Raw genomic sequence first — 26801 nt, 5'->3', positions numbered from 1 at the left:
AGAGATTGAATCTACTGTCTTCCTGTCCGGGCATCCAGTGTGGAGGGGAAGCCAGTCACTGAGCTGGTCGCTGGTGTAGTGGCTTTGTGCCTCCAGCGAGCTGCCCCAGTTTTGAACATCCGCAGGCATTTGCGCAAGCCATTGCGCGGATAATTGATCCTGCTTTTCTCGGGAATTCAAGCGGCTGCTAGCCTGTTCGATCACACTCCACCGGCCGGGCGGGGATAAAGCACGACTGCCGCGCGCAACTTATTACCGCCGAAAAGACTCATGCGCTGAAACTCTTGGTGGGTTACCGGGAGGTGCTGGCAATCCAGGGCGTGGCGATGCCGGCTATGGTCGATATCCGGATCATGCAGGTAAACAAAGTCTTCGTCGCATCCTGTCACCAGCACCCAGTGTGGTGCTTTGCTGCGGGTCATGCGAAAGCAACTGATCAGCACCAGCGGCTGACCGCCCGCCGCCAATAGACCCGCGATGTCGATTTTCTTGCTCTGTACCTGCACCACGTCGCTACTCTGAAGCGCTGTGCAGAGTTCCTCATGCACCAGGCGGATCACTGCTTTTTTGTTCTCACTGCGTACGCCATTGAGGAACAGCGGGCCGTCGACACTCACCTGCAAAGTCACCCGAAAATTCCTGCGCCAGGCCGCCAATGCGAGCCCCTGGGGGCTGCAGCCACCATGCCCCGAGGTCATGAACACCGTGGTTGCTTCGCGCCACAGCTGAACCTCTTCACGTCTGTCCAGCGCCCGCCCGGGTTGCAGTGCGGCCATGGCCATCAACAGGCATGCCGGGCCACAGGTGAAGTCGGTGGTCTGCTGATAGTAAGGCACCCGCCGCGCATTGCCGGAAGGCTGTTCAATGATGCGTTTCTCATAGCGCAGGGCGTCAGCATGATCCTGGTAGTAGTCGTTGATCACCGCGAAGCGTCGATAGCCTACGCCTTCATAAAGGCTGATCGCCGTCTTGTTGTCGTGACGGACCTCAAGACGCACGTAGGCACAGTCGAAACTGCGCGCGTTTTGCTCCGCTTCAGCCAGCAACCGTTTACCCAGCCCTTGACCGCGAGCGGCGGGCGAAATGGCGATGGAGTAGAGGCGCGCCAGGGATGTTCCACGATGAAACAACAGCAAGGCGTAACCCATCAACTGCCCCTCGGCCTGAGCGACGATCAGGCTGGCGTGTGCACGGCTGATCATCCATTGAAAGCTTCGAGGCGATAGCCGGTCATGCTCGAAACACTGGTTCTCCAACGACAGTAACGAGGGCAGGTCTTGGGCACAGGCGGTGCGAAATATAAATTCCATATAGATCACCGTAAAACTTTCGTAAGGGAGCGAGACTTTTTTAATTTTCCATGCTTAATAGATAAGCACTTGGTCTTCGTTAGGCACTTGAAATGACAATAGCACCGTCAGGTTTGCGCGCAGTATTGGGTAAACGTGTTGAGTCGGCAATAGTCAGTCAACCGCGTGGCGCAATTGAAAGCAAGAGTTCAAGTCAACTTGTTATTATTGTTGAGCGTAAGGAAGACTGGAGTAAGTACTTTCCCAGTGAAGACCTGGTGAGCGCCCAGGAATACCTGGAACGGCCGCGGGATCGCGAGCCAAGCAAGCGCGTGCAGGTCATTAACCTATGCCGCAGTTACAAGTACCTTGGGCATGGTTATTACTGTTCGCTTTTGGCCGAGGCAAGAGGTCACACAGTAATACCGTCGGTCAAGACCATCAGTGAGCTCACCCGCAAGTCGCTCTATGGCTTGGCCCTGGACGACGTGGAAAAGACCCTGGAGAAAAATTTAAATAATAATGTATATGCCAGCGCTGAAGGCTTTACCTTGAGTCTTTACTTTGGCTGGACACACCTGGAACCGTTGCAGTCCATTGCCCGTCAGCTGTTTGAGGCGTTTCCCTGTCCGATATTACTGGTCGAATTCCGCAAGGCGAATGGCTGGCATATCGCTGGAGTAAAAGCCGGGTCAATGCACAAGCTGCGTGAAGATCAGGAAGATCAGTTTGCCAATGCACTGGATGGGTTCAGTCGTAAAATCTGGCGTGTCCCCCGGTCCAGGCGCATGGCGCGCTACGATCTGGCCATCTTGCATGACCCCGACGAAACATTACCGCCCTCGAATGCCAAGGCGCTGGAAAGTTTCGTGCGGGTAGGCCGCGGCATGGGCATCGATGTCGAGATGATCGAGAAGAAAGACTACTCGCGCTTGGCCGAATATGATGCACTGCTGATTCGTGAAACCACCAGCGTCGACAATCATACCTACCGCTTCGCTAAAAAAGCCGAGAGCGAAGGGCTGGTGGTGATGGACGATCCAACCTCGATCCTGCGGTGCACCAACAAGGTCTACCTGACTGACCTGTTGCGCAGCAACAAACTGGCTATGCCGGCCAGCGAGATTCTCTACAAGGACAACCTCCAGGAACTGCAGCACGTGGGGGAGCGCCTGGGTTTCCCGCTGGTCGTGAAAATCCCCGATGGCTGCTTTTCCCGTGGCGTAATCAAAGTGGAGAACCAGGATCAGCTGCTGCGGGCTACGGCTGAACTCTTCGAGCACTCGGTGCTGCTCCTGGCTCAGGAGTACCTCTATACCGAGTACGACTGGCGCATCGGTATTCTCAATCGTAAGCCGATCTTTGCCTGCCAGTACTTCATGTCGAAAGGCCATTGGCAGATCTTCAACCACAAGGCCAATGGCGCCGACGTTATTGGTGAATGCCGCACGTTGCCCGTCCACGAAGTACCTCGAGCAGTGGTAGAGCTGGCGGTAAAAACCGCCGGCCTGATTGGCGACGGTTTGTATGGTGTCGACCTCAAGCAAGCGGGAGACAAAGTGGTGGTCATCGAAGTGAACGATAACCCCAATCTGGACGCTGGCATCGAGGACGCTTATTTGCAGGACGACCTGTACACCCTGGTGCTGGAAGAGTTCGTGCGCCGGTTGGAACACAAGCGCCGCGGCCAGGTCTGGTAGAGGCGCGGCATCGATCCGGGAGTGCCGCGATGATTAAAAGCTTCCTGCTCGCCCAAGGGGCGCTGCATCCGAGTGAAGGCCTCGACAGCCCGGTACTGTTGTTCGTCGATCCGGACCCTGCCGAGCGCGAACTGCTCAAGCACCGCTTGCGCATTGATGAGCACGCGCTGGCGTCAGCGCTTGACCCTGATGAGGTCTCACGCATCGAGTTCCACCCAGACAGCCTGTTCCTGATCTGGAAACGTCCTGAGAACTACTCAGGCGGCGACAGTTTCTCCTTTGAAGTGTCCTCCTTCGGTCTTTTGTTGCACGCCGAGCGCCTGGTGCTGATCGCGCCGGACGACTCGCAGTTGCAAGGCCTGGGTACCCGCCATGACTTGCAGACACCGCTGGATGTGTTGTTGGACATGCTGTTCAGTAATATCCATCACTACCTTGGGCACTTGAAGGTGATCAAGCGGGTTGCCCGCGAGCTGCAGCAGCGCTTCAACAGCTCGATGCACAACAACCACCTGATACAGATGTTCAACCTCAGTGAAAGCCTGATCTATTACATCAACGCCATCCACAGCAATGGCACGGTGCTTTCGCGTCTTCGCAATCATGCGCAGAAAAACCACTTTGACGCGCCGCTCATCGAGTTGATCGACGACCTGATCATCGAGAATACCCAGTGCTACAAACAGGCAGAGATCTACTCCACGGTGTTTGCCGGGCTGATGGATGCACGTGGCAACCTGGCCAACAACACCATGAACGAAATGCTGCGCAAGCTGACCTTGATCAACGTGGTGTTTCTGCCCTTGAACCTGATCGCCAGCATCGGCGGCATGTCCGAATTCAGCATGATGACCAGTGGTGTCCCGTGGTGGCTTGCTTATCCGGCACTGGTCCTGGCGATGCTGTTGTTGGGCGGGGTGATGGTCTTGTTTCTCAAGCGTCTGGCCCGGGATTTTCGTGGGGGAAGTCGAGCAGGGGTGGTGGCTACTGCCTCGCGTCCGGGCGGCGCAAAGCGATTGTTTACACGTGTGTTCTCGTGATCGGAGCAGCGATCTGCCAAGGAGATGTAGATGAACAATACCGTTGTTGGTTTGCTGGTGGTAAGCGCAATTCTGCTGGTGGGCGCTGTGGGCTTCTATCTGGATTTCATCAGGAACAAAGACAAGCCCAGTTGATGTTCGCAGGTTAAGCAGAACTCTGGAGATTAAGCAAATGGTCTGGCCGCAGATCAAAAACTGGATGGGCTACCTCGGCCATTGGCACGCTATAAATCAGTTACCAAGCGTGTTGATACCACGTGGGGGCGGCGCCGTACCGGATAGAAACGGAGCGGGGCATCTACATTTCTAGTTATCGTTTCTACCGTCATTAAGGATTGAGCATGACAGCAGGACAACAGGTTTTATCGGTTCGCCCAGTAGAGCAAAAGGACTTCGACACGTGGTGCGAATACTGGGCTAAGTATCAAGCGTTCTACCAGGTGGATGTGGGCATGGAGACGACCAAGACCACCTGGGCGCGTTTCTTCGACAGCACCGAACCTGTGCATTGTGCAGTCGCCTCAGATGGCGAGCACCTCTACGGTTTCGTTAACTTCGTTTTTCACCGATCCACCTGGGGCCGCAACGACTTCTGCTACCTGGAGGATCTATACGTATGCCCAAGCGTACGCGGCCAGATGATCGGTAAGACGCTCATCGAATATGTGCAAGGGCAAGCGCGGGGAAAAAACTGTGACCGGCTTTACTGGCACACCCAGGAGACCAATCAAACCGCCCAAAGGCTATACGACTGGATTGCCGAAAAGCCTGGCGTTATCGAATACCGAATGCCGTTGGATGCAACTGCGTAAACGCTGGATTAGCGATCGAGAATGAGGATTTCTGACTGAACGCCAAGAGGGCCGCTGATGACTTTCCGTGTGTCGCGTCATAAACGAAGGCCTCTTGGTTGAATCACCCATCAGTGTTGGCGTGGGTGACGTTGCGGTCGCGGTTGTGCACCGCTTTGAAGTTCACGCCTTGCGTAGGGACGATAATGTTGTGCCCTTGTGCCACTTATGCTTGAACCGCTAGCCACTGTTCATAGGCCGCCGCCATCGTTTTCCAGGTCTGCGTGTCGGCGGGAATCAGGTGCTCAATACGCAACGATGCCACAGTTATGTCCAGCGGCATGCCGAAGGTTGTAAAGGTTGAAAGGAACGCCAGCTCCCCCTGTTTTGAATGCACGCGAGTAAGCACTACAGGGGAGAGCGCCGCATCTGCAGGAAGGCTGGCAGGGGCGGGAATACTGCTTAGCAGATGAGACAGATCAGCGTTGCTTGCAGCCTCCCTCGTCGCTCGCTGCCAGGCGATTGCCCTGATCTCTTCGGCATTGATCAGGTAATCACCCAAGCCCCCCGGGCACAGTAGCGTCGTCAGCAGATTGAGGCCTGAGCGATGTCCTTGCGCAAGACCGACCATGTCAAACAGCAATCCTGTGCTGACATTGGCGGCCGTAATGTCCCAGTTGCTGGCAATGACAATGGCTGGAGCCGGATTGTTGGCCTGCAGAATATGATTGACCGCTGCATACACCATCTCCATTTCCGGTGCGTTTAGCGGCGATGCGGTGTAGCGAGGTGCGTACCCCGCCGCGAGGAATACGTCGTTACTTTGCTCCAGCGGAACGTCAAGCGCAGAGAGCACTGCGTGCAAGGTGCTGGGGCTCGCGTTGGCACGTCCTGTTTCTATGCAGCTAAGGTGGCGTTGGGAAATTCCGGTAATGAGCGATAGGTCTAACTGGCTCAATCCCGCGTGTTGCCGGAACCGGCGCAGATAGGCTCCGGCTTCTGTACCGGCAGCGGCGGCTCTGCGATGGAAGTGATGGTTACTCATGCTTCTACCTTGGCTGTCCATGTGGGAGACGTCCATGACCTGTCAGGTCATTGAGTGGCGAGGAACCCTATCACTACTGTACCGGGGTGACTCACCAAGGAGAAAAACGTGAGAGCTCGCTATCTTGCACTGCCCCCACTGATGGCCTTCACGCTATATACCGGCTGGACGCTGCTGATTACAGAGCAATCGCTCCTCGCTTTTGGTCTTGAGCTGATGTCCCGGCCTGACACCGCGCAAGTGGTTGTCGACCTCTACTTGATGGCCGCGCTGGCCTGCATGTGGATGGTAACGGACACCCGCGCACGAGGAGGCGCTCTGATTGGGGTGCTGCCTTACATGCTGATCACGCTGGTCTTCGTTTCAATCGGTCCTCTGCTGTACCTCGTAATCAGGGGGGCAGAGAGAAAGAAGGGATGACGATGCGCCGCCACCTGGCGAACAGAACCACCACCTGGCCATCAGTGCTTGAAGCCTCAATACTCCAGTCGCCGTACTGGGGTATTTCCATGTTTGAACTGCCGGTAGCCGGTATAGGGAAGCATGACGGTGTCGGCGATACCCGATGCGGCCATATCCAGAAGGATCGGCGCTGGCGCCCAGTGAGCAGTCGATCTGGCCGGTCCGTTAAGGTTGCAAAACTGATAGGCAACGCCACTGTAGGCGCGCGGTATCGAATGGCAGTTGGTTTCCCATTTGGCCAGATCATCTACTGCGCGTGATTCGTCCGTCACGGTTCTGACCGTTGCGCATCCGCACAGTGTCACCAGCAGCAGACCTGCAATCCCTAGCTTCATAACGGCTCACTCCTTTGACAAATCAATCCTGGCGGGCCTGGGATGAATGCCTATCGAAGCCAGGTCCGGGTTTGGTCGTGTTGCAACATCAGCTCCCGTCGTCCGCAGGGTAGCAACATTCCCGGCAGCCCGAGGCGTGGAGCGCAGGTGGCCAACGTTCACCTGATAGATGTGAATACTAAATGAATTCCAGGCCCTGGCAGTTCATTTATATCGTGATGACGGGATCACTTCGCAAGGTTCTGGAGGTCCTTCGATGAAGCAGCTAGAGTTAGGCGCTGTACTGCGGCTGCGAACTCACCGGGCAGGACTGAAATACACCGCGTGCGCCTTGCGGCGCCAGCATTCCTGCGAACTGCCGCTGGCCCTTCGAGAATCGGCCCGGTAACGAGAAACACGGACAAGGAGGTTTGTGATGATGGCCAAGCTGCTGGTAACGATCGGGATCGTCTTCTACGCCGTTGTGGTGCCTATTCTCGAGATCAACCAGACCCATGTGTTCAACCCGGCGTGGGAACCCCATGCACGGCTCCATGAGACCTGGCAATTGTTCACCAATACCGCGCTTGGCGCCTATAGCGTCTGGCTGGTGTGGATCAAGGACAATCTCAGGTTGGCTAGCCTGCTGACCCTTTTCGTCACCGGTGGTTTCCTGATGGCTTACTGGCTGCGGGAGGGCTACGGTGGGTCAATGGTGCTCACGGACGGTTCAGAGAAGATGATCCTGGGGATTAACCTTGGCCTTTTCGCCTACAGCCTGGCTATCGTGCTGGCGGCGCTGGCGGTGTTCCTCGAGCAGCGCAAACACACGCAAGGCTAGCGGCTGATTATCGCTGTAGCGGTAGCGATGTGGCTGCACAGCGCGAAATGACAGGCGGTATTACGAAACATTCTCAAATCTATCGTTCTCCTGTAATCTCGCCGCCGCTCAGGTGACGACCCGGTCGAACACCTGTTTTCAGTGGACGTGGGGGCGGGGATGGAGACGAAGAAAGGGATGGCGGCGATTCTTGAGTGGCGGGCCCGCTTCCTGGGAGAAGGTGTGCTGCAGGAGGCCGAATACGACCAGGCCTTGATGGCCGCGCAGCAGCTTGAGCAGTCCGGTCTGGTCAGCCCGGCGGAGTGGGTGGCCATGGTCCGCCAGGCGAATGCGGCATTGTTGGACCAGAGGTAGGTCCGCCGCGGTATTGACTCAAGGCAGGAGGCCGAATGAGCGCAACGCACGACGATACAATCATCCGCAGGGCCATGCCCGAAGACGTGGGCGCCATGCTCGCATTCGATGCCTACGCCAGTGTCAACACCGGGCGCGGGCGGTTTCTTGGCGAAGCCGTCGACAAGCAGCAATGCCTGGTTGCCGTGCACGCTGGGGCGGTGATTGGCTACGTCGTGCTCACCTACAGCTTTTTCGATTACGGTTTTATCAACCTGGTCGTCGTTGCCCCTGAATATCAACGTCAGGGCATGGCAGGTCGGCTACTGCTCGCCGCCGAGGCGACCTGCAAGACAGCAAAGCTGTTCATCTCGACCAACCAGTCCAACCTTCCTTCGCGCAAGCTCATCCTCAAGGCCGGTTTCGAGCCGAGCGGCGTCATCGACAACCTCGATGAGCATGACCCGGAGCTTGTCTACTTCAAACGCACCCGCTGATCGATCGGGAACTCGCGTGGGGGTGTTCGGTCTGAGCAGCCTTTGAAGGCTTTTTTATGGACAAAAGTGCAGCGCGGGGTGTGCTTGACCTGCTCCCGAACATTATTCTCGGGCTCTCCCTGGCCCTGGTCGGCTGGTTGTTGTTCAGCGTGGTGATCGTCGAGCTCGCAGAGACCATCAGCGAAGATTCCAGTGCGTATTTCAGCGATGAGCAGGCGTGCACGGCAGAGTCGGTTGAGGTCTTGTTTGGCCAGGAAGTGGGCAAGGACGTACTGCTGCTTGCCAAAGTGTTATCGGGCGTCAGTTCGGTGCGTGTGTTGTCGATGCCGGGTCGCGACCTGAGCTTCGTGCCTGATCGGCTGAATCTGGAAGTGAATGAGCAGAAGCGGATTGTCGGGGCCTTCTGCGGCTAGCGCCTGTACTACCCATCTGCGTTGCCGGATACCATGCCCCTGGTTCATCGCATTGATCAGCCATTGTTGAGCATAGCGCCCGACGTAGCGTGCTTTTTTGCACGCCAGCGCTAGGTGGGTGGGCCTGGGTGGTCTATGTTAAACGCCAAGTGCTATCAGACAGTCGGGAGGTGGTTTATCACTGTGGTTGGAGTTTTATGGAACAGGGACCTGTATGCCCTCCTGCGATGACTTGAACGGGCACGATGCGGAGTCATTCTCGCCACGTGAAGGGCGTTCGGCGCCGCTGTTTCGCTTGATTCTGAGTTTCCTGCTGCTGGTCGTGCTGCTGTTCGTCGGCATCGAAGGCTGGCGGATCTGGCGCGATTACCGGCACGCCTTCGCCAGTGCTCATGACTCGGTGACCAACCTTGCCAGTGCCACTGCCCAGCATGCCGAAGACGCGATTCGTCAGGTCGATGTGGTAACCGCGATGCTTGGGGAGCGGCTGGAGGGCGACGGGTTTGCGCGGATGAACATTGCACGGCTGCACAAGCTGCTCAAGCAGCAGGCAACACTGATGCCGCAGCTTCACGGCTTGTTCGTGTATGGCTCGGACGGCCGCTGGATCGTTACCGACAAGAGCGGCACTCCGACCAACGCCAATAACGCCGACCGCGATTATTTCGAGTATCACCGCACCCATGAAGATCGCGGCGTGTATATCGGCGCGGTGGTGAAAAGCCGCTCCACCGGCGATCTGATCATTCCTGTTTCCAGGCGCTTGAACAACCCCGACGGGTCGTTTTTCGGGGTGTTGCTCGGCACCGTCAAGGTCGACTATTTCGTCGAGTTCTACGGGGCGTTCAAGATCGATGACCGCGGGGCGCTGGTACTGGCCAAACGGGACGGGACCATCCTGGTCCGCCGGCCTTTTGTCGAGCGGGTGATTGGCGGCAGCCTGGCCAGTAGCGAGATTTTCCAGGACTATCTTCCGCAATCCCCCGAAGGTGTCGTCGAAACCACGGCAGTGGTCGACGGCACGCAGCGCCTGTACGCCTACAAGGCGCTGGACGCTTATCCGCTGGTGGTGGAAGCCGGGCTGTCGAGGGCTTCGATCATCGACCCTTGGCGTGAAGACCTGATCAAAACCGCCATGGTGTTGCTGTTGTTGCTGGTGGGTTTGAGCAGCTTCGGCGCCTTGGTGCTCAGGCAATTGCGCGAACGCATGGTGATGGAGACCGCGCTTCGCCGTGCGCACCAGACCGTCCGCGACCTGGCCTTGAGCGATAGCCTGACCGGCCTGGGCAACCGGCGTCGGCTGGACACCGCCTTGGCTGAAGAAATTCGCCGGGCCAAGCGCCAGGGCTATCCATTGGCACTGGTGATGATGGATCTGGATTACTTCAAGCGCTACAACGACAACTATGGGCATCCGGCCGGTGACGACTGTTTGCGGGCAGTAGGCGCCGCCATTCAGAGCAGCCTCAAGCGCCCTGGCGACCTGGCCGTGCGCTACGGCGGGGAGGAGTTCACCCTGCTGCTGCCCAACACCGATGCCGCAGGTGCCAGCCGGATTGTCGAGGGCATCCTCGAAGCCATTCGCTCACTGGCTATCGAGCATGTGAAAAGCCCGTCAGGGCGGGTCACGGCCAGTGCCGGCATTGCCCTGGGTTACCCGGTCAGCGAGCCGCTCACGGCGCACGTGCTGATGGGCGCTGCCGATTCGGCGCTTTACCAGGCCAAGGACAAGGGGCGTAACGGCTGGTGCCTGGTCGACGGTCTGGCCGCAGGGCGGGCGAGTAACCGGACCTAGCCATCCGCCGCCCGAACGGCGCACAGTGAACACCTCGAATGTGATGCCGGCCACCGTCAGGCAATGCATGATAAACGTTGCGCGCATCGGTAAAATGGCCGACCCGCACATGCAAAGGACTGATCATGGACGACCCCTTTTTGCCCCAACGCTTGTTTGCACTGGCTGCCCTTGTTGTCGCGGCGATAGGCGGCTGCGTTTTCGTATTTATCCTGTTAAGCCCTGAAGGGCCTTTCCCGGGCCTTGGTAGCGCCCTCGCGCTATTCACGCTGGGGGTAACCAATGGCTTATGCCTGCCGTTGGTGGGCACTTATTGGTGGCTCGCCGGAAAACCCGCAGGCGCGGCTACATTACTGATTTTGCAGGTAATAGGATTGATTGCCTTCATCGGATGGTTTGCCGCGGCTTGATAGCGACTGCGCTATTACCCGGTCGCTTGCCGCCGCCGTCATCGGGCGCTACGAACGCCCTGTCATCAGCCGCTACCCTGGGAGGCGAGCGATCAATTCGGCGCCCTGATTACGCACATTACCGACGGCGGAGCTGACCGGGTACCACTCGAACAGCGTGGCCGGCTCGCTCAGGTGCAAGGCGATCTGTTCGGCGTGCTCACCGGCAGTGGCCGGGTCCAGCCATTGTCGGGCGAAAGCCGGCGCCAGCACGACCGGCCGGCGGTCATGCACGTCGAGCAGGCCGCCTTCACTGTCCGCCGTGAGCATCACAAACCCCGCGTGCTCGCCGCTGAACTGGGCGATCGCGGCGCACAGGGCAGGGCGCTGATCGGCGCGGCGGATCAGATAAGGCTGTTTTTTCGCGCGGCCTTCATCGACCCATTCGAACCAGCTGTCAATCGGCACGATGGCCCGGTGTGGCCAGATGGCGCGAAAGAACGCGCCATGGGCGACCTTCTCCACTCGCGCGTTGATGGGCGTGGCGTGGTCCTTGGACCAGTGCGGCCGCCAGCCCCAGGGCAGCAGGTCCGCGTGCAGGCTGGCGGCCGCGATATGCAGCAGTGCCACCGGTGTGCTCGGTGCCAGATTGAAGTGCCCAAGCGGTTGATCACCGACGTTGTTGACCAGAGCACCCGGCATGCTCAGGGCGTCGACGAAATCGTGGATGCCACGGTACTGGGACAACCTGCCGCACATGCTGCGATGCTCCGCGAGGTGCCTATCGGTTGAGGATAGACCCGATCGCTGGGCAAGCCTGCGACAGTCATGTCAGCGCCCAGACCGCCAGCGATACAACCAAGGCCAACAAGGTACCCAGCCAGGCGCTGACTTCGAAGGTCGAGCGTCGCGCGCTGGCGTGCACTTCGCGCAGGAATTGCGCCTGGGTTGGCGCCGTTACCCTGGCATGGAACCTTGTGCCTGTACAACGTCTAAGCTGCTGTGGGATGTCCCATTATCGAGCGCATCGTTATGTCCAGATCACGCCTGCTGGTTGTCGCCGTCACTTCGCTGAGCCTGATGCTCGGCTCGCTTGGCGCTGTTGCCGATCCGGGCAATGGCAAAGGCAATCCGGTGCATGGCCAAGGCCAGGGCAAACAGGGTGGCCAGGGTGCCGGCCAGAAAGGCGGCAAGGGTGCCGAGCAATGGAGCCACGGCCCAACTATCGATCGCACCAGCGTTATCAACGTGCTGCATGGCTATCCTGATTACTGGAGCCGCGGCGCCGACCTGCCCCCGGGTGTGCGCAAGAATCTGGCGCGGGGCAAACCCTTGCCACCGGGCATTGCGAAAAAACTCGATGACCGCCTGCTCGGCAGACTACCGCACTATGATGGTTACGAATGGCGCCAGGCCGGCACCGACCTGATCCTGGTGGCGATCGCCACCGGCATCATTTACGAAGTGCTGACTCACGTGCTCGATTGAAACCGCAGTTGACGGCGTGGGCCAGTGCGCTTATACAGGCGCCCCCCACACCGGCAAGACAGGCCCTGCAATGAACGACGACGAACTGGACATTCACGAACCTGAACATGATCACTTGCTGGATCATGAGTTCGCCGAAGACGATTACCCGTTCCAGGACGAGGTCAACCCGTTGTTCGATCCGCAAGATGACGACGAGGACGAGGAGGGGCCTGGTGCTGGCGCGGGGGACGATGATGCCTTCTGGGATGAAGGCGTAGACACCCTCGACGACCTCTAGGCGCCAGCAACAGCGCTGGCACCTGGAGGGGGGCGCGGTTAACGGCCATCCACCGAGAAGCGCCCGGCACCGGTGACCGACAGCAACAGCAGGCCGCCGACGATACTCATGTTCTTGAAAAACTGCACGGTGTTGGCCGCTTTGGCTGGGTCGACCATGTTCCAGAACGGATGGCCGATGACTGCGGTACCGATCACGAACAGGGCGAACAGGAAGGCCAGCGGTCGGGTGTAGAAGCCCAGGATGAGAATGATGGCGACAAAAAACTCCATGACTACCGCCACCGCAGCCGCGACTGCTGGCAGCGGAGCCCCCAGGGATGCCAGGTAGTCGACCGTGCCGTCGAAGCCGGTGAGCTTGCTCCAGCCAGACATCACGAACAGGATCATCAGCAGTATCCGCGCCAGCAGGATGATAACGTCGCGCTGGTTGTCGAACAGGGTATAGCGCATGGCGGCCTTCCTTTGTTGTTGGGCAATTTTACCTTAGCAGTTGCCGCAAGGATTTGCGGCGCGCCGGCGCAAAAAGGGCATAAGGCTGTAATTGGATAAACGCCAGACAGCAAAAAGGCGCCGATAAGGCGCCTTTTCAGAAGATGGTGCGAGTGGCGGGACTCGAACCCGCAAGGCTCACGCCGGCAGATTTTAAGTCTGCTGTGTATACCAATTCCACCACACTCGCATTGCCTTGAGGAAAATGCTTTTGCTCCCTCAATCAAGCGAGCTTTATAACCCATCGTTATATTCGAGTCAACCGCGCGCAAGGCTCTGGGCGGCGCCTGTGCTGAGCGCCAGAGCACTTGCCCTGGACCTGGGCCAGGACCACCCGGTGGCGTTTCCAGACTGTTTCGCCGCCAGCTGGGGCAGACGCCACGCAGCCTGTGTGGTCAGTAGCTGATCGTATCGGCGACGCTGCGCAAGTCAGCCACCGACGTCTGCAGGCCAGCGATCCTGCCCAGTACTGCGGCGGCGTCGGCCTGGTGCATGGAGTGCTGCAAGTGCAACACGTGCCCGCGCAAGTCGTGCGACACTCGCTCAAGGTCGGCGGCGGTGTGTTGCAGGTCATCGTGGATGGCTTTCATTCGTAGGTCTGCGGCCACGCGTCGTTCCCTCGAGGTAGGTGGCAGATAGCAAATTCGGGGCGACTATAGAGCAATTGGCTCCTTGCTGTCATTGGGCCACTGTTGCTTTCATGTTTGATCAACTCAAGGCAGGCACACCTGTCCACGCAGGCGCCTCGCACTGCTGAAACGTCCGTCGGCAACCCCTGGGTCAGGTGGTATTGGCCTGTGCCGTTTGCCAAGGTCTGGCAGTGGGCGAAGAATCCGACTAAGTTTTAGACCAGCGAAGGGAATCGCGTGCAGCGTATGCTGTCATATCCAGACAAGCCATCTGCGGTTTCGTGGGGCAGCCATGGTCTCATCCGACTCCGATCTGCATGCCAATCGCTTCGAGCAACTGGTGCAAACCGTCGCTGATTACGCCATCTACATGCTCGACCTCGAAGGTCATGTGATGTCATGGAACGCCGGTGCCCAACGGATCAAGGGCTACTGTGCCGATGAAGTGATCGGTAAGCATTTCTCGATATTCTTCACCCCGCAGGATTGTGCCGACGGCAAGCCGGCCTGGCTGCTCGATCGCGCCTTGAGTACCGGTGGCGCCCAGGATGAAGGTTGGCGCCTGCGCAAGGACGGCTCGCTGTTCTGGGCGCTGGTGGTGCTGGACGTGATCAGGGCGCCCGATGGCAAAGTGGTGGGGCTGGCGAAAATTACCCGCGACATCACCGAGCGGCGCGAGGCCGCGCTGCAACTCGATGAGGTGCGCGCGCAGCTGTGTCAGTCGCAGAAGCTCGAAGCCCTCGGCCAACTGACCGGGGGCATGGCGCATGATTTCAACAACCTGCTGACCATCATCATCGGTTCGGCCCGGCTGGCGCTCGTTAGCCGGGATCCACAACGTACCCAGCGCCTGCTCGGGCATATCCTCGATGCCGGCGAACGCGGCAGCCAGATGACCCAGCAACTGCTCAGTTTTGCCCGCTACAAGGCGCTGAAGTCTGGCCGGGTCAAGGTGTCGGCGCTGATTGAGTCGACACGCTCGCTGCTCGGGCAGGCCTTGCCCAATGCCGTGGCGCTTCAGGTAAAGCTTGCCGAGGACCTGTGGGATGTCGAAGTCGATGCCGGGCAGTTGCAGATGGTTTTGCTCAATCTGATCTTCAATGCCCGCGATGCCATCGACGGCGAGGGCGTGATCAGCGTGCACGCACGAAACTGTGAGCTGGATGGCCAACAGGACGGTCTGGCCGGGTGCTTTGTTTGCATCAGCGTGCGCGATACCGGCCGAGGAATCGACAGCCAGGTGCTGCCGCGCATCTTCGAGCCGTTCTTCACCACCAAGAGTCTTGGCAAGGGCACAGGCCTGGGCCTGAGCCAGGTCTATGGTTTCGCCAAACAGAGCAATGGCACGGTCAGCGTCAGTACTGAAGCGGGCAAGGGCACTTGCATGAGTGTCTATCTGCCGGTGTACTGCGCCGCCATTGGCCTCGCCCCTACACCAGAGTACGGAGGTGCATAGCATCGTGGAGCAACTCAACCGCCTTGCCACCGGCATCCCCGGGCTCGATGAACTGCTCAAGGGCGGGCTGGTGGTGGGTGCCTCCTATATCGTTCAAGGGCGGCCCGGTTCGGGCAAGACCATCCTGGCCAACCAGCTGGCCTTCAACCATGTCGCGCAAGGCGGCCGCGTACTGGTGGCGACGCTGTTGAGTGAATCCCATGAGCGTCTGTTCCAGTACCTGGCGACGTTGAGCTTTTTCGATCCGGCGAAAATCGGTGCGCAATTGCAGTTCGTCAGTGCCTTCGACACCCTGGAGCAAGAGGGGCTGGACGAAGTGGTGAAACTGCTGCGCGGTGAAATCAGCCGCCACCAGGCCAGCTTGCTGATCGTCGATGGCTTGCTCAATGCCCGCTCACGGGCGGAAACCCCGCTGGACAGCAAAAAATTCATTGCCGAGTTGCATGGCCATGCCGCGTTCGCCGGCTGCACCGTGCTGTTTCTGACCAGCTCGCAGCTGGATGACGGAAGCCCGGAACACACCATGGTCGATGGTGTTATCGAGCTGGGAGACGCGTTGCTCGGCAGCCGTTCGCTGCGCCGCATCCAGTTGCGCAAGACCCGCGGCAGCGGTGCGTTGTCGGGCATTCACGAGTGTGAGATCACCGAGGATGGCCTGCAGGTGTACCCGCGCCTGGAGTCGCTGTACAGCCACCCGAGTGGCCAGGGCAGTGGCGAGCTGACCCGCGTCGCCAGCGGCATACCGATGTTCGATCGCTTGCTCGGCGGGGGGCTGCCCGCGGCATCGGTCACCCTGGTCATGGGGCCCTCGGGTATCGGCAAGACCTCGATGGGGGCGAGTTTTCTGGCTGCAGCCACCACCGAAGCGCCCGGGCTGCATTTCGGTTTTTATGAAACGCCTCAGCGCCTGCGCCTGAAAGCCAGCGCCCTGGGGCATGATTTCAGCGCCATGGAACTTAGCGGCGCACTGCACATTGCCTGGCAACCGACCACCGAAGGCTTGCTCGATGAGGTTGGCATGCGCCTGTTGCGCCTGGTCGAGCAGCACAACATCAAGCGTGTACTGATCGATAGCCTGGGCGCTTTTACCCGGCTGGCAAGCAACCCGAGCCGCCTCAACGAGTTCTTCCGCGCCCTGACCGGTGAGTTGCGCGCCCGTGACGTCAGCGTCCTGGCTACCTGGGAAATGCGTGACATCTTTGGCTCGGAAATCAACGCGCCGGCGCCCGACCTGTCGAGCATCGTCGACAACCTGCTGCTGATGCGCTTTGTCGAAGTGGACGCCGAGCTCAAGCGTTTGCTGTCGGTCCTCAAGGTGCGCGACAGCTATTACGACCCGGCGCTGCTGGAGCTGGTCATCAGCGACCAGGGTATCGATCTGAAGAAGGCATTTGCCCAGGTCTCGGGGGCGATGTCCGGCACGCCTTCACCGGTGTCGGGATCATGAAGAGGCGGGTGGTAACACCATGAGTACCATTCTGGTCGTCGATGACGAGTACCTGATCGCCGATATCCTCAGGTACGCCCTTGAGGACAGAGGTTTCGACGTGGAACTGGCCAGCAATGGGCAGAAGGCCCTGGACGTATTGAAAGGCAAGCGGGTGGAGTTGGTGATCACCGATTACATGATGCCGGTGATGGATGGCGGGGCATTGGCCGTCAGCATTCGTGCAGAGCCGCTGCTACAGGGCTTGCCGATCATACTGATGAGCGGGGCACAAGCTCACATGGGGCGGGATAATTCCGGGCTGTTTGCTGCCGTGTTCGACAAACCCTTCGACATCGTTCAACTGATGGCCAAAGTGAAGGAACTGGTCGACGCGCCCGAGGCATCTTGAGACCTGGTGAGGCAGCCGCAGGGCCGTCAGTACAGGATCAAGCGCATCCGTGCGGCTTGAGTCAGCTGGGGGCTACTTAGTGCTCGTCGCCTCCTTTCTCCGGTGCCGGGCTACCGGCCTGAATGCGTTTGAAAATCTCCTCGCGGTGCACCTGTACATCTTTTGGTGCATCGATACCGATCCTCACTTGCATCCCTTTGACGCCCAGAATGGTGACTTTGATGTCATCGTTGATGACGATGCTTTCGCCAACCTTGCGGGTGAGTATCAGCATGTATATCTCCTTGGTAACGTAAGTTGCCTTGCAGGCGGGGCCCGCAGAAGCCGGGATCACACAGGGGGTGAGTCCCTCTTTCCCTTCATTAAAGACGCTTTCGGCGGATATTAATTCCCCCGAACACAGATTCTGTAGTGAGTCTTTAGTCGCAGGTGCCGATTGGCTGGATGAGCGCTCCCGAACAGCGAGTGCTGCCCGTACCCGCAAGCATAGGGGGGTTGAACGAATATGGGAAATTTCTCTGCATGATACCCAAGGTGGGTTTCGCTGAATGGCTTTTCAAGGGGCGGCCAGGTTTTGCATGAACAGCGCCGACGCCACTTCCTCGCAGCCGCTGATGGGGCTTGCCCAATTGTCTGCAGGGTTAGCCCAGCAGTGCCACCGACTTGATCTGTGCCCACAGCGCTTGCCCGGCGTGCAGCTTGAGCTGGTCGGCGGAGTAACGGGTGATGCGCGCCAGCAGGGGGGTGCCGACCGCGTCCAGGCTGACCAGCACATGGGCGCTGTTGTCGGCCGGGCGATGGCCGCTGACGGTCACCGGCAGGCGATTGAGAATGCTCGAGTGCTGGTCGGCGCCCAGGCTCAGGCTGACATCGCGCGCCTGCACTTTCAGGCGCAAGGGCATGCCGACGGCCAGCGGCTCGTGGGCCACGCGCAGCTGCAGGTCGCTGTGTGGCAGTTGCAGGCTGAGCAACTGGTAGTCGCTGTTGTAGGCACTGACCTGGCCTTCGATGATCACCCCGGCGTCATCGCCCTGGGCCAGCGGCAGGTCAAGGCGGGCGAGGGTGGCGGCAATCGGCCCGCTGGCCTGGACCTGGCCCTGTTCCAGCAGGACCAGGTAATCGGCCAGGCGTGCGACTTCATCCTGGGCATGGCTGACGTAGATCAGCGGGATGTCCAGTTCGCTGTGCAGGCGCTCAAGGTAAGGCAGGATCTCGCGCTTGCGTGGGCCGTCCAGGGCTGCCAGCGGCTCGTCCATCAGCAGCAGTTGCGGGCTGCTCAGCAGCGCCCGGGCAATGCCCACGCGCTGGGCTTCGCCGCCGGACAGCGTCGCCGGCTTACGTTCAAGCAGGTGTTCGATGCCCAGCAGCGCGCAGGCCTGCTCGAGGCTGACCTTGCGCTGCTGGGCGGGGATGCGCTTGTAGCCGAAGGTCAGGTTGGCGCGTACCGACAGGTGGGCGAACAGACTGGCCTCCTGGAAGACATAACCGATCGGGCGTTGATGCGGGGCGACGAAATGCTCGCGGCGCGAGTCCTGCCAGATCTCGCCGTTGACCTCGATGTAGGCTTCGGGGGCCCGCTCCAGCCCGGCCAGGCAGCGCAGGCAGGTGGTCTTGCCCGAGCCTGAATGGCCGAACAGCGCACTGATGCCGCGCCCGGGCAGTTGCAGGTCGACATCCAGGCTGAAGTCGTCGCGGGCAAGCTTCAATCGGGCATGAATCATAGCCGCCATGCTCAGCTCCAGGCCGATTTGCCCCGGCGGCTGGAGTACAGCGCCAGCAGCACGAGGAAAGAGAACACCAGCATGGCCCCGGCCAGCCAGTGGGCTTGCAGGTACTCCATGGCTTCGACGTGGTCGAAGATCTGTACCGAGACCACCCGGGTCTTGTCGGGGATGTTGCCGCCAATCATCAGTACCACACCGAACTCGCCGACGGTATGGGCAAAGCCGAGGATACTGGCAGTGATGAAGCCTGGGCGCGCCAGTGGCAGCACCACGTGGACGAAACAGTCCCAGGGGCTGGCGCGCAGGGTGGCGGCCACCTCCAGCGGCCGTTCACCGATAGCGCTGAAAGCGTTCTGCAGCGGCTGCACCACGAACGGCATGGAATAGACTACCGAGCCGATCACCAGACCGCTGAAGCTGAACACCACGGTGCCCAGGCCCAGCGCCTCGGTGGTCTGGCCGATCCAGCCGTTGGGCCCCAGGGCCAGCAACAGATAGAAGCCGATCACCGTCGGCGGCAGCACCAGCGGCAGGGCTACCACCGCGCCCACCGGCCCGCGCAGCCACGAACGGGTGCGTGCCAGCCACCAGGCGACGGGGGTGCCGACCAGCAACAAGATCAACGTGGTCAGGCTGGCCAGCTTGAAGGTCAGCCAGATAGCGCCGAGGTCGCTGGCATCCAGGGGCATCAGATTTGGTAACCGTAGGCTTTGATCACGGCAGCCGCTTTTGGTCCCTTGAGGTATTCAACCAGGGCTTTGGCAGCGGCGCTGTCCTTGCCTTTGTTGAGGATTACCGCGTCCTGCTTGATCGGCTCATGCAGGTTGGACGGCACGATCCAGGCCGAGCCGCTGCTGACCTTGCCGTCCTTGTAGATCTGCGACAGGGCGACGAAGCCCAGTTCGGCGTTGCCGGTGGAGACGAACTGGAAGGCCTGGGTGATGTTCTGGCCTTCGACGATCTTGGCCCTGGTGGCCTCGCTCAGCTGCAGTTTGTCCAGCACCTGGGTCGCTGCCAGGCCGTACGGCGCGGCTTTCGGGTTGGCGATCGACAGGTGCTTGAACTGGTTTTTCTTCAGCACGTCGCCCTTGCCATCGACATAGTCGTCCTTGGCCGACCACAGCGCCAGGGTGCCGATGGCGTAGGTGAAGCGCGAGCCCTTGACGGTATTGCCTTCTTTCTCGAGTTTTTCCGGGGTGCTGTCGTCGGCGGCGAGGAACACGTCGAACGGCGCGCCGTTCTTGATCTGTGCATAGAACTGGCCGGTGGCGCCATAGGCGGCAACCAGCTTGTGGCCGGTGTCTTTCTCGAAATCCTTGGCGATCGCCTGGATGGGTGCGGTGAAGTTGGCGGCGACGGCCACCTGTACCTCATCGGCCCAGGCGCTGTTGAAGGTCATGAAGGTGGCCAGGGCGGCCAGGGCAAAACGTGGTGCGCACTTACTCATGAAAAACAGCTCCACAGGCTGAGGGGTATTCGTTATATAGGTGAATATATAGCGAATACCCGACCAACGGGAAGTACTGCTTCAGCGTTTGAGCTGGGCGAGGGCTTTTTCAGCCAGGGTGCGCGTCAGTTCGTCAGCCGACAGCGCCTGGCCCAGACGCAGCGCCTGGCCCGACCAGAGGTTGCTGAAATCGCTGTTACCCTTTGGCTCGCTGATTGCCCGCAGCGGCATCAGCGCACCTCCAGCCAGCGGGAAGTGTGGCGCAAGCGCACTCATCGGCCCCAGCTCGCGCATGATTCGCGTGTTGATCCCGCGCGCCGGGCGCCCGGTGAACAGATTGGTCAGGGCCGTGTCGCTTTCCTTGGCGCTGTGCAGGGCCTGGCGATGGGCCGCCGAAACCTTGGCTTGCGGGCAGAACAGGTAGGCGGTGCCCAGTTGCACTGCCGAGGCGCCCAGGGCCAGGGCAGCAACGATGCCGCGATGATCGCCAATGCCGCCGGCGGCAATCACCGGCACCTTCACCGCATCGACAACCTGCGGCACCAGCGCCAGGGTACCGACCTGGGTATTGAGGTCGCGGCTGAGGAACATCCCGCGATGGCCGCCGGCCTCATAGCCCATGGCAATGATTGCGTCGCAGCCGTGATCTTCCAGCCACAGGGCCTCATCCACGGTGGTGGCGCTGGATAGCACCTTGGCGCCAGTGGCCTTGACCCGCTTGAGCAGGCAGGCTTCGGGCAGGCCGAAGTGAAAGCTGACCACCGCCGGCTTGAATTGCTCGACCAGTTGGCAGGTGGCGTCATCGAATGGCGCGCGATTGGACACTGGCGTTGGCGCATCGAAATCGGCGCCCAATTCCTCGTAATAAGGCTTGAGTGCCAGTTTCCAGGCCGCGTCGCGGGCAGGGTCCGGCTGCGCTGGCTGATGGCAGAAGAAGTTGACGTTGAGCGGGCCGTTGCTGCCCTCGCGGAAGGCTTCAAGCTCGGCGCGGATCTGTTCCAGGCTCAAGGTTGCACAAGGCAGCGAGCCCAGGCCGCCGGCATTGCTCACGGCGATGGCCATAGCCGAGCCGGTGGAGCCGGCCATTGGCGCCTGAAGGATCGGCAGTTCGATACCAAGCAGATCGAGGAGACGGGTGTCCGGCCATTGGCGCATGCCTGGGGTTCCTTGTGCTGAGGTGGTTTTACAGCGCTTTGCTCACCTTGATATCAGTGATCTTCTTGGCGTCTTCGCCGTGGAGCTGCTGCAGCGCTGCCTGCACATGTTCAGGTGCATCGCTGATCATCTGGGCGAAGTCGAAACGTTGCTCACCGTCGAGCTTGTACTTGATGACGTACTTGGTGGTCTGGGTCATGGGCTTATCTCAGCTTCGACGACGAACGGCGAATGATCTTGATGGTGTGGGTAAAGGTCGGCTTGGTCACGGCCGACAGGGCCCGTGGGCCGACGGTATCGATCGTGATGTTCCAGAAGCCGGTGCTGGGCACGGTGATCTTGGCCGGGAAGTCAACGAAGGCACCGCCGTGGTAGGTGTGGCGGCCGCCGTTCTTGAAGCTGCGGAAGTTGGCGTCGTTCATCAGGCGGATATTACAGCGCTGGGAGCAATGGATGACCACGATGTCATCCTCGTTGAGGTGCTCGCGCTGGTGTACGAATTTCATGTTGCACTCCGCATTGGATCTGTCAGCAAATCAAAACGATACCATGATGTCGGTTACACTGTTGGTCTTCATGCCAGACCCAGGATAAAACTGCCATTCAAGGGAGCAAAATGGTCTGCGCGTGGTCATAGTCTTTTTTCCGTGGTGGAGGTGTGTTTGATGAAGTGGGTCGTAGCAGCGTTGGCAGTGACGCTGGGTGGCTGTGTGAGTGTGTCCGAGCTTGAGCGCAGCCCGGAAACCCTCAATGTGATTTCTGGCAAGAAACCCCAGGAATATGCCGATTGCGTGCAACAGCAATTGAGCGAAACCCGCGGGCAACTGGTGGTGGAAGAGCGCCACGATGGTCTGCGCCTGGTCGTGCCGCAAAAAGTCGGCTCCGGCCCGGCTGCGTTGGTGGATATCGACAAGCGTGGCAGTGGCAGCAGCATCAAGTTGTATGAGCGGTTGAACAATTTCCCGCTGCGCCTGGGTGATGTGAAGACGGCAGCGACGCGCTGCATCTCCGGGTAAGACCTCGATCGAACTAACCGATTCAGCTGGCATCTAGCCATCTTTCTGCGTTGTAGCTCACGGCGTATAGGCCTACTATCCAAAGGCTTATACTTATTAAGCCTAAGCTTATAACAAGAAAATGGAGTCCGTGATGATCCCACTGGATCGCATCCTGATCAGCAGCCTGCTGCTGTTTTCTCTGCCTGCTGTACAAGCCGCCGACGGCCAAAAGATCTTTACCCAGGGCGGCCAGAACCCGGCCGCCATGGCCTGTCTGGGCTGCCATGGCCCGGACGCCAAGGGTATCGCGCCGGCGGGGTTCCCGCGCTTGGCCGGCCTGCCTGCGGCATACCTGAGCAAGCAGCTGCATGATTTTCAGAATGGCAGCCGCAAGCACCCGATCATGGAGCCGTTGGCCAAGGCCCTGAGCGCTGAGGAGATCCAGGCGGTCAGCGCAACCCTGGCGGCCATGCCCAGCGCACCGGCCGGCGACAGCCATCGCCAGCAAATGGCCGCCGATCCAGTCCAGAAGTTGGCGTTGTATGGCGACTGGAAACGCAAAATCCCCGGTTGTGTGCAGTGCCATGGGCCTGGAGGCGCGGGTGTTGGCGAGCATTTCCCACCCTTGGCCCATCAGCCGGCAAATTACCTGATTGCCCAGCTCAACGCCTGGCGCGACGGCAGCCGCAGCAACGACCCCAATCAGTTGATGGTCGGCGTGGCCAAGGCCATGACCGATGACGAAATCAAGGCTGTGGCCAACTATTTCGCCAACCCTGTCAGCCCGGAGGTCAAGCCATGAAACCGATGATTTTCGCCGCCTTGGCCCTGAGCCTTGGCACTGTTCACGCCGCCCCGATTGCCATGGAAGACCAGTCGCAGCTCAAGCCTGCGCCTGGCGCGCCAAGCTTCACCCCGCCTGCCGAGAGTGAGTTGCCTGACAATGCCTTCGGCAAGCTGGTCCGCAATGGCCATGCCTTGTTCGTCGATACCCGGCGGTTGATGCCGGACAATGTCGGCAACGGCCTTAACTGCAGCAACTGCCACCTCGACCAGGGCCGCCTGGGCAACTCGGCACCGCTGTGGGGCGCGTACCCGATGTACCCGGCCTATCGCAAGAAAAACGACAAGGTCAACACCTTCGCCGAGCGTATCCAGGGCTGTTTTCAATTCAGTATGAACGGCAAGCCACCAGCGGCTGACAGCCCACAGATGACGGCCTTGTCGGTGTATGCCTACTGGCTGGCGAGCAAAGCACCAATCGGCGTCGAAAGTGCTGGCCGTGGTTACCCGGACGTACCGCAATCGGCTGAAGGCTATGACTTCAAGCGTGGTGAGCAGGTGTACCAGGCCCAGTGTTCCATTTGCCACGGGGCCAACGGCGAAGGGCAGAAAGTGGCCAAGGACTACGTGATGCCGCCGTTATGGGGTAAAGACTCCTACAACTGGGGCGCCGGCATGCACCGGATCAATACCGCAGCCTCCTTCATCAAGCACAATATGCCGCTGGGTAAGCCCGGCAGCTTGAGCGACCAGCAGGCCTGGGATGTGGCGGCGTACATCAACCGCCACGAACGGCCGCAGGACCCGCGCCTGGTAGACGGCTCGATCGAGAAAACCCGGCTGAAGTTCCATGCCAATGATGGCGTGAACCTCTATGGGCAGAAGATCGACGGCGTGTTGGTCGGGCAGGGCATGTAGGTAGCACAAAGCCCCTGGTGATGTGCCGGTGGTCTTTCACCGGCGCAATATTTATGATCCTGGGGAACTATCTACCCCAGGATTTCTCTATCATGGCATCGGCCGCCAGGTGGTGGGGCATTGTAAGCTGACCGCCGCCTGATTAGACTGCGCCGAATTTCGTACGCAAAGCCCTTGTTAAGGACGTATATGATCAAGAAATGCTTGTTCCCGGCAGCCGGTTACGGCACTCGCTTCCTGCCTGCTACCAAAGCCATGCCCAAGGAAATGCTGCCGGTGGTGAACAAGCCACTGATCCAGTACGGCGTTGAAGAAGCGCTGGACGCTGGATTGAACGAGATTTCCATCGTTACCGGTCGCGGCAAACGCGCCCTGGAAGACCACTTCGACATCAGCTACGAGCTGGAAAACCAGATCAAGGGCACCGACAAGGAAAAATACCTGGTCGGCATCCGTCGTCTGCTCGACGAGTGCTCGTTCTCCTACACCCGCCAGACCGAAATGAAAGGCCTGGGCCACGCGATCCTCACCGGTCGCCCGCTGATCGGCGACGAGCCGTTCGCCGTGGTGCTGGCTGACGACCTGTGCGTCAACCTTGAAGGCGACGGCGTGCTCAAGCAGATGGTCAAGCTGTACAAACAGTACCGCTGCACCATTGTTGCCATCATGGAAGTCGACCCGCAGGAAACCAGCAAATACGGTGTGATCGCCGGTGACCTGATCGGCGACGACCTGTACCGTGTACGCAACATGGTCGAGAAGCCAAAGCCTGAAGATGCCCCGTCGAACCTGGCGATCATCGGCCGCTACATCATGACCCCGGACATTTTCAAACTGATCGAAGAAACCGAGCCGGGCAAGGGTGGTGAGATCCAGATCACCGACGCCCTGATGAAACAGGCCCAGGATGGTTGCGTTATTGCCTACAAGTTCAAGGGCAAGCGTTTCGACTGCGGTGGCGCCGAAGGTTACATCGAAGCGACCAATTTCTGCTTTGAGAACTTCTACAAGACCGGCAAAGCTTACTGAGTCTGGTCGCTAGCGGTTTGATAAAGCCACCTTCGGGTGGCTTTTTCTTGTAGCTTGTAGCTTGAGACTTGCAGCTTGAGAGCATCGAGATGACCTACGATTTTGATCTGTTCGTGATTGGTGCCGGGTCTGGCGGTGTGCGTGCTGCGCGCTTTGCCGCAGGCTTCGGTGCGAAAGTGGCGGTTGCCGAAAGCCGCTACCTGGGTGGCACCTGTGTCAACGTTGGCTGCGTGCCGAAAAAACTGCTGGTCTACGGCGCACACTTTGCCGACGATTTCGAGCAGGCCGCAGGCTTTGGCTGGTCGCTGGAAGATGCCCAGTTCGATTGGGGCCAGCTGATCGCCAACAAGAACCGCGAGATCGAGCGGCTCAACGGTATCTACCGCAACCTGCTGGTCAACAGCGGCGTGACCCTGCTCGAAGGCCACGCCAAGCTGACCGGCGCCCATGAGGTGGAAATCGATGGCCAGCGCTACAGCGCCGAGCACATCCTCATTGCCACCGGTGGCTGGCCGCAGATCCCGGACATCCCGGGCAAGGAACTGGCGATCAGCTCTAACGAGGCGTTCTACCTCAAGGACCTGCCCAAGCGCGTGCTGGTGGTCGGCGGCGGCTATATCGCCGTGGAATTTGCCGGAATCTTCCAGGGCCTGGGGGCCAAGACCTCGCTGTTGTACCGCGGCGACCTGTTCCTGCGCGGCTTCGACGGCGGGGTGCGCGAGCACCTGAAGGACGAGCTGCAAAAGCGCGGCATGGACCTGCAGTTCAACAGCGACATCCAGCGTATCGAGCGCCAGGACGACGGCAGCCTCAAGGCTACCCTCAAGGATGGCCGCGAACTGGTGGCCGACTGTGTGTTCTACGCCACCGGCCGGCGGCCGATGCTCGACAACCTGGGCCTGGAAAACACCGGCGTCGAACTCGACCCGCGTGGGTTTATCCGTGTCGATGACCTGTACCAGACCACCGCGCCGTCGATCCTGGCCATTGGCGATGTGATCGGCCGGGTGCAACTGACCCCGGTGGCCCTGGCCGAAGGCATGGCCGTGGCCCGGCGCCTGTTCAAGCCAGAGCAGTACCGCCCGGTGGATTACCAGAACATCCCCACCGCAGTGTTCAGCCAGCCGCCGATCGGCACCGTTGGCCTGACCGAAGAGCAGGCGCTGGAACAGGGCTACCAGGTGCAGATCTTCGAGAGCCGCTTCCGGCCGATGAAGCTGACCCTGACCGAGGTGCAGGAAAAGACCCTGATGAAGCTGGTGGTCGATGCCGACACCGACCGTGTGCTGGGTTGCCACATGGTCGGCCCGGACGCCGGCGAGATCATCCAGGGCCTGGGCATCGCCCTCAAGGCCGGGGCGACCAAGCAGCAGTTCGACGAGACCATTGGCGTGCACCCCACGGCGGCGGAAGAGTTCGTCACCTTGCGTACGCCTTCGCGTTAAGCGGCGTACGCTATCGCCGGCAAGGCCGGCTCCCACAGGTACAGGTACAACTGGCTTTGTGGGAGCTGGCTTGCCAGCGATAGGCTGCACAGCAGCCTCAGTATCATTCCCTTCTATTAATATCCCCGCCTTATAGCCAAAACCAATCACCAACATGAGCTTTGCCAATGAGCATTAATCCAATGCATTGGCTACGATTCTCCCATCAGTT

Annotated in this window: 33 protein-coding genes and 1 tRNA gene; 20 read left to right on the top strand and 14 right to left on the bottom strand. The window is 59.8% G+C overall.

Going from position 1 to position 26801, the window contains the following annotated elements:
• Window positions 1-200: 200 nt before the first annotated feature.
• Window positions 201-1310 carry a ribosomal protein S18-alanine N-acetyltransferase gene (gene rimI / locus BV82_RS16530; RefSeq protein WP_036994767.1) on the bottom strand — a complete coding sequence of 370 codons (1110 nt, stop codon included), beginning with the start codon at window positions 1308-1310 and terminating at the stop codon, window positions 201-203.
• Between the two features lie 92 nt (window positions 1311-1402).
• Here rimI and BV82_RS16525 point away from each other — a divergent pair, with 92 nt between their 5' ends.
• From BV82_RS16525 to BV82_RS16515, 3 genes are all read left to right on the top strand, one after another.
• A complete protein-coding gene (locus tag BV82_RS16525; protein WP_010223964.1) occupies window positions 1403-2989 on the top strand; it encodes a RimK family protein in 1587 nt (528 codons plus the stop codon).
• A 29-nt stretch (window positions 2990-3018) separates the two neighbouring features.
• Window positions 3019-4029, top strand: coding sequence for a magnesium transporter CorA family protein (locus BV82_RS16520; protein ID WP_036994769.1), 1011 nt, complete (start codon window positions 3019-3021; stop codon window positions 4027-4029).
• A 341-nt stretch (window positions 4030-4370) separates the two neighbouring features.
• Window positions 4371-4841 carry a GNAT family N-acetyltransferase gene (locus BV82_RS16515; protein ID WP_036994771.1) on the top strand — a complete coding sequence of 157 codons (471 nt, stop codon included), beginning with the start codon at window positions 4371-4373 and terminating at the stop codon, window positions 4839-4841.
• Window positions 4842-5046: 205 nt separating this feature from the next.
• Here BV82_RS16515 and BV82_RS16510 read toward each other — a convergent pair whose 3' ends face one another.
• Window positions 5047-5865 carry a helix-turn-helix domain-containing protein gene (locus BV82_RS16510; RefSeq protein ID WP_036994804.1) on the bottom strand — a complete coding sequence of 273 codons (819 nt, stop codon included), beginning with the start codon at window positions 5863-5865 and terminating at the stop codon, window positions 5047-5049.
• 108 nt (window positions 5866-5973) lie between these two features.
• On the opposite strand from BV82_RS16510, the gene BV82_RS16505 reads away from it, so the two are divergent.
• Window positions 5974-6285, top strand: a complete 312-nt coding sequence (locus tag BV82_RS16505; protein ID WP_010223958.1) for a hypothetical protein — start codon at window positions 5974-5976, stop codon at window positions 6283-6285.
• A gap of 56 nt (window positions 6286-6341) precedes the next feature.
• On the opposite strand, the gene BV82_RS16500 is transcribed toward BV82_RS16505, so the two are convergent.
• Window positions 6342-6662: a YceK/YidQ family lipoprotein gene (locus tag BV82_RS16500; protein WP_010223956.1), complete on the bottom strand. Its 321-nt coding sequence runs from the start codon at window positions 6660-6662 to the stop codon at window positions 6342-6344.
• Window positions 6663-7077: 415 nt separating this feature from the next.
• On the opposite strand from BV82_RS16500, the gene BV82_RS16495 reads away from it, so the two are divergent.
• From BV82_RS16495 to BV82_RS16470, 6 genes are all read left to right on the top strand, one after another.
• A complete protein-coding gene (locus BV82_RS16495) occupies window positions 7078-7482 on the top strand; it encodes a hypothetical protein (protein WP_010223954.1) in 405 nt (134 codons plus the stop codon).
• Window positions 7483-7641: 159 nt separating this feature from the next.
• Window positions 7642-7836 (top strand): hypothetical protein, encoded by a 195-nt coding sequence (locus BV82_RS16490; protein WP_036994773.1) that lies wholly within the window; start codon window positions 7642-7644, stop codon window positions 7834-7836.
• Between the two features lie 35 nt (window positions 7837-7871).
• A complete protein-coding gene (locus BV82_RS16485; RefSeq protein ID WP_036994775.1) occupies window positions 7872-8312 on the top strand; it encodes a GNAT family N-acetyltransferase in 441 nt (146 codons plus the stop codon).
• A 56-nt stretch (window positions 8313-8368) separates the two neighbouring features.
• A complete protein-coding gene (locus BV82_RS16480) occupies window positions 8369-8725 on the top strand; it encodes an I78 family peptidase inhibitor (protein ID WP_010223950.1) in 357 nt (118 codons plus the stop codon).
• 214 nt (window positions 8726-8939) lie between these two features.
• On the top strand, window positions 8940-10520 hold the full coding sequence (locus BV82_RS16475) for a sensor domain-containing diguanylate cyclase (protein ID WP_036994777.1): 1581 nt from the start codon (window positions 8940-8942) through the stop codon (window positions 10518-10520).
• Between the two features lie 125 nt (window positions 10521-10645).
• Window positions 10646-10930 (top strand): hypothetical protein, encoded by a 285-nt coding sequence (locus BV82_RS16470; RefSeq protein WP_010223948.1) that lies wholly within the window; start codon window positions 10646-10648, stop codon window positions 10928-10930.
• Window positions 10931-11002: 72 nt separating this feature from the next.
• On the opposite strand, the gene BV82_RS16465 is transcribed toward BV82_RS16470, so the two are convergent.
• The gene (locus BV82_RS16465; RefSeq protein ID WP_036994779.1) at window positions 11003-11668 is read right to left on the bottom strand and encodes an SOS response-associated peptidase family protein; all 666 of its coding nucleotides are present in this window, start codon (window positions 11666-11668) and stop codon (window positions 11003-11005) included.
• A 273-nt stretch (window positions 11669-11941) separates the two neighbouring features.
• On the opposite strand from BV82_RS16465, the gene BV82_RS16460 reads away from it, so the two are divergent.
• A complete protein-coding gene (locus BV82_RS16460; RefSeq protein ID WP_010223945.1) occupies window positions 11942-12397 on the top strand; it encodes an anti-virulence regulator CigR family protein in 456 nt (151 codons plus the stop codon).
• Window positions 12398-12467: 70 nt separating this feature from the next.
• A complete protein-coding gene (locus tag BV82_RS16455; RefSeq protein WP_010223944.1) occupies window positions 12468-12677 on the top strand; it encodes a hypothetical protein in 210 nt (69 codons plus the stop codon).
• A gap of 38 nt (window positions 12678-12715) precedes the next feature.
• On the opposite strand, the gene BV82_RS16450 is transcribed toward BV82_RS16455, so the two are convergent.
• The 3 genes from BV82_RS16450 to BV82_RS16440 form a co-directional block, all read right to left on the bottom strand.
• Window positions 12716-13129, bottom strand: a complete 414-nt coding sequence (locus tag BV82_RS16450; RefSeq protein ID WP_010223942.1) for a DoxX family protein — start codon at window positions 13127-13129, stop codon at window positions 12716-12718.
• A gap of 144 nt (window positions 13130-13273) precedes the next feature.
• Window positions 13274-13358, bottom strand: a tRNA-Leu gene (locus tag BV82_RS16445).
• Window positions 13359-13563: 205 nt separating this feature from the next.
• On the bottom strand, window positions 13564-13758 hold the full coding sequence (locus BV82_RS16440; protein WP_036994782.1) for a hypothetical protein: 195 nt from the start codon (window positions 13756-13758) through the stop codon (window positions 13564-13566).
• Window positions 13759-14089: 331 nt separating this feature from the next.
• Here BV82_RS16440 and BV82_RS16435 point away from each other — a divergent pair, with 331 nt between their 5' ends.
• Genes BV82_RS16435 through BV82_RS16425 form a run of 3 tightly spaced genes read left to right on the top strand, consistent with a single transcriptional unit; the run spans window position 14090 to window position 17091 of the window.
• Window positions 14090-15253 carry a two-component system sensor histidine kinase NtrB gene (locus BV82_RS16435; protein WP_010223939.1) on the top strand — a complete coding sequence of 388 codons (1164 nt, stop codon included), beginning with the start codon at window positions 14090-14092 and terminating at the stop codon, window positions 15251-15253.
• Window position 15254: 1 nt separating this feature from the next.
• Window positions 15255-16700: an ATPase domain-containing protein gene (locus BV82_RS16430; RefSeq protein ID WP_036994806.1), complete on the top strand. Its 1446-nt coding sequence runs from the start codon at window positions 15255-15257 to the stop codon at window positions 16698-16700.
• Window positions 16701-16719: 19 nt separating this feature from the next.
• Window positions 16720-17091, top strand: coding sequence for a response regulator (locus tag BV82_RS16425; protein ID WP_010223937.1), 372 nt, complete (start codon window positions 16720-16722; stop codon window positions 17089-17091).
• A gap of 76 nt (window positions 17092-17167) precedes the next feature.
• Here the strand turns inward: BV82_RS16425 and csrA are convergent, their stop codons facing one another.
• From csrA to BV82_RS16390, 7 genes are all read right to left on the bottom strand, one after another.
• Window positions 17168-17365: a carbon storage regulator CsrA gene (csrA, locus tag BV82_RS16420; protein ID WP_010223936.1), complete on the bottom strand. Its 198-nt coding sequence runs from the start codon at window positions 17363-17365 to the stop codon at window positions 17168-17170.
• Between the two features lie 367 nt (window positions 17366-17732).
• Window positions 17733-18821 carry a molybdenum ABC transporter ATP-binding protein gene (gene modC, locus BV82_RS16415; RefSeq protein WP_036994784.1) on the bottom strand — a complete coding sequence of 363 codons (1089 nt, stop codon included), beginning with the start codon at window positions 18819-18821 and terminating at the stop codon, window positions 17733-17735.
• Window positions 18822-18823: 2 nt separating this feature from the next.
• Entirely contained in the window at window positions 18824-19504 is a 681-nt protein-coding gene (gene modB / locus BV82_RS16410; RefSeq protein WP_010223932.1) for a molybdate ABC transporter permease subunit, read from the bottom strand.
• Complete coding sequence (gene modA / locus BV82_RS16405) at window positions 19504-20262, bottom strand: molybdate ABC transporter substrate-binding protein (RefSeq protein ID WP_010223930.1); 759 nt, start codon at window positions 20260-20262, stop codon at window positions 19504-19506. The genes modB and modA overlap by 1 nt, the downstream gene beginning before the upstream one ends.
• Before the next feature lie 81 nt (window positions 20263-20343).
• Complete coding sequence (locus BV82_RS16400; RefSeq protein WP_010223928.1) at window positions 20344-21417, bottom strand: NAD(P)H-dependent flavin oxidoreductase; 1074 nt, start codon at window positions 21415-21417, stop codon at window positions 20344-20346.
• Window positions 21418-21445: 28 nt separating this feature from the next.
• A complete protein-coding gene (locus BV82_RS16395) occupies window positions 21446-21616 on the bottom strand; it encodes a hypothetical protein (protein ID WP_010223926.1) in 171 nt (56 codons plus the stop codon).
• A gap of 4 nt (window positions 21617-21620) precedes the next feature.
• Window positions 21621-21923 (bottom strand): DUF1883 domain-containing protein, encoded by a 303-nt coding sequence (locus tag BV82_RS16390; RefSeq protein ID WP_028941873.1) that lies wholly within the window; start codon window positions 21921-21923, stop codon window positions 21621-21623.
• 159 nt (window positions 21924-22082) lie between these two features.
• Here BV82_RS16390 and BV82_RS16385 point away from each other — a divergent pair, with 159 nt between their 5' ends.
• The 5 genes from BV82_RS16385 (at window position 22083) to gorA (ending at window position 26590) form a co-directional block, all read left to right on the top strand.
• Window positions 22083-22433 (top strand): hypothetical protein, encoded by a 351-nt coding sequence (locus BV82_RS16385; protein WP_010223918.1) that lies wholly within the window; start codon window positions 22083-22085, stop codon window positions 22431-22433.
• 133 nt (window positions 22434-22566) lie between these two features.
• The gene (locus BV82_RS16380) at window positions 22567-23217 is read left to right on the top strand and encodes a c-type cytochrome (RefSeq protein WP_010223916.1); all 651 of its coding nucleotides are present in this window, start codon (window positions 22567-22569) and stop codon (window positions 23215-23217) included.
• Window positions 23214-24116: a c-type cytochrome gene (locus BV82_RS16375; RefSeq protein ID WP_036994785.1), complete on the top strand. Its 903-nt coding sequence runs from the start codon at window positions 23214-23216 to the stop codon at window positions 24114-24116. The genes BV82_RS16380 and BV82_RS16375 overlap by 4 nt, the downstream gene beginning before the upstream one ends.
• Window positions 24117-24305: 189 nt before the next feature.
• A complete protein-coding gene (gene galU / locus BV82_RS16370) occupies window positions 24306-25145 on the top strand; it encodes a UTP--glucose-1-phosphate uridylyltransferase GalU (RefSeq protein WP_010223914.1) in 840 nt (279 codons plus the stop codon).
• A gap of 89 nt (window positions 25146-25234) precedes the next feature.
• Window positions 25235-26590 (top strand): glutathione-disulfide reductase, encoded by a 1356-nt coding sequence (gene gorA / locus BV82_RS16365; RefSeq protein WP_036994786.1) that lies wholly within the window; start codon window positions 25235-25237, stop codon window positions 26588-26590.
• Window positions 26591-26801 lie beyond the last annotated feature (211 nt).

The sequence above is a fragment of the Pseudomonas donghuensis genome (assembly GCF_000696345.2).
GTDB lineage: Bacteria > Pseudomonadota > Gammaproteobacteria > Pseudomonadales > Pseudomonadaceae > Aquipseudomonas > Aquipseudomonas donghuensis.
The sequence above is the reverse complement of the archived record's forward strand: the minus strand, read 5'-3'. Positions and strand labels throughout refer to the sequence as shown.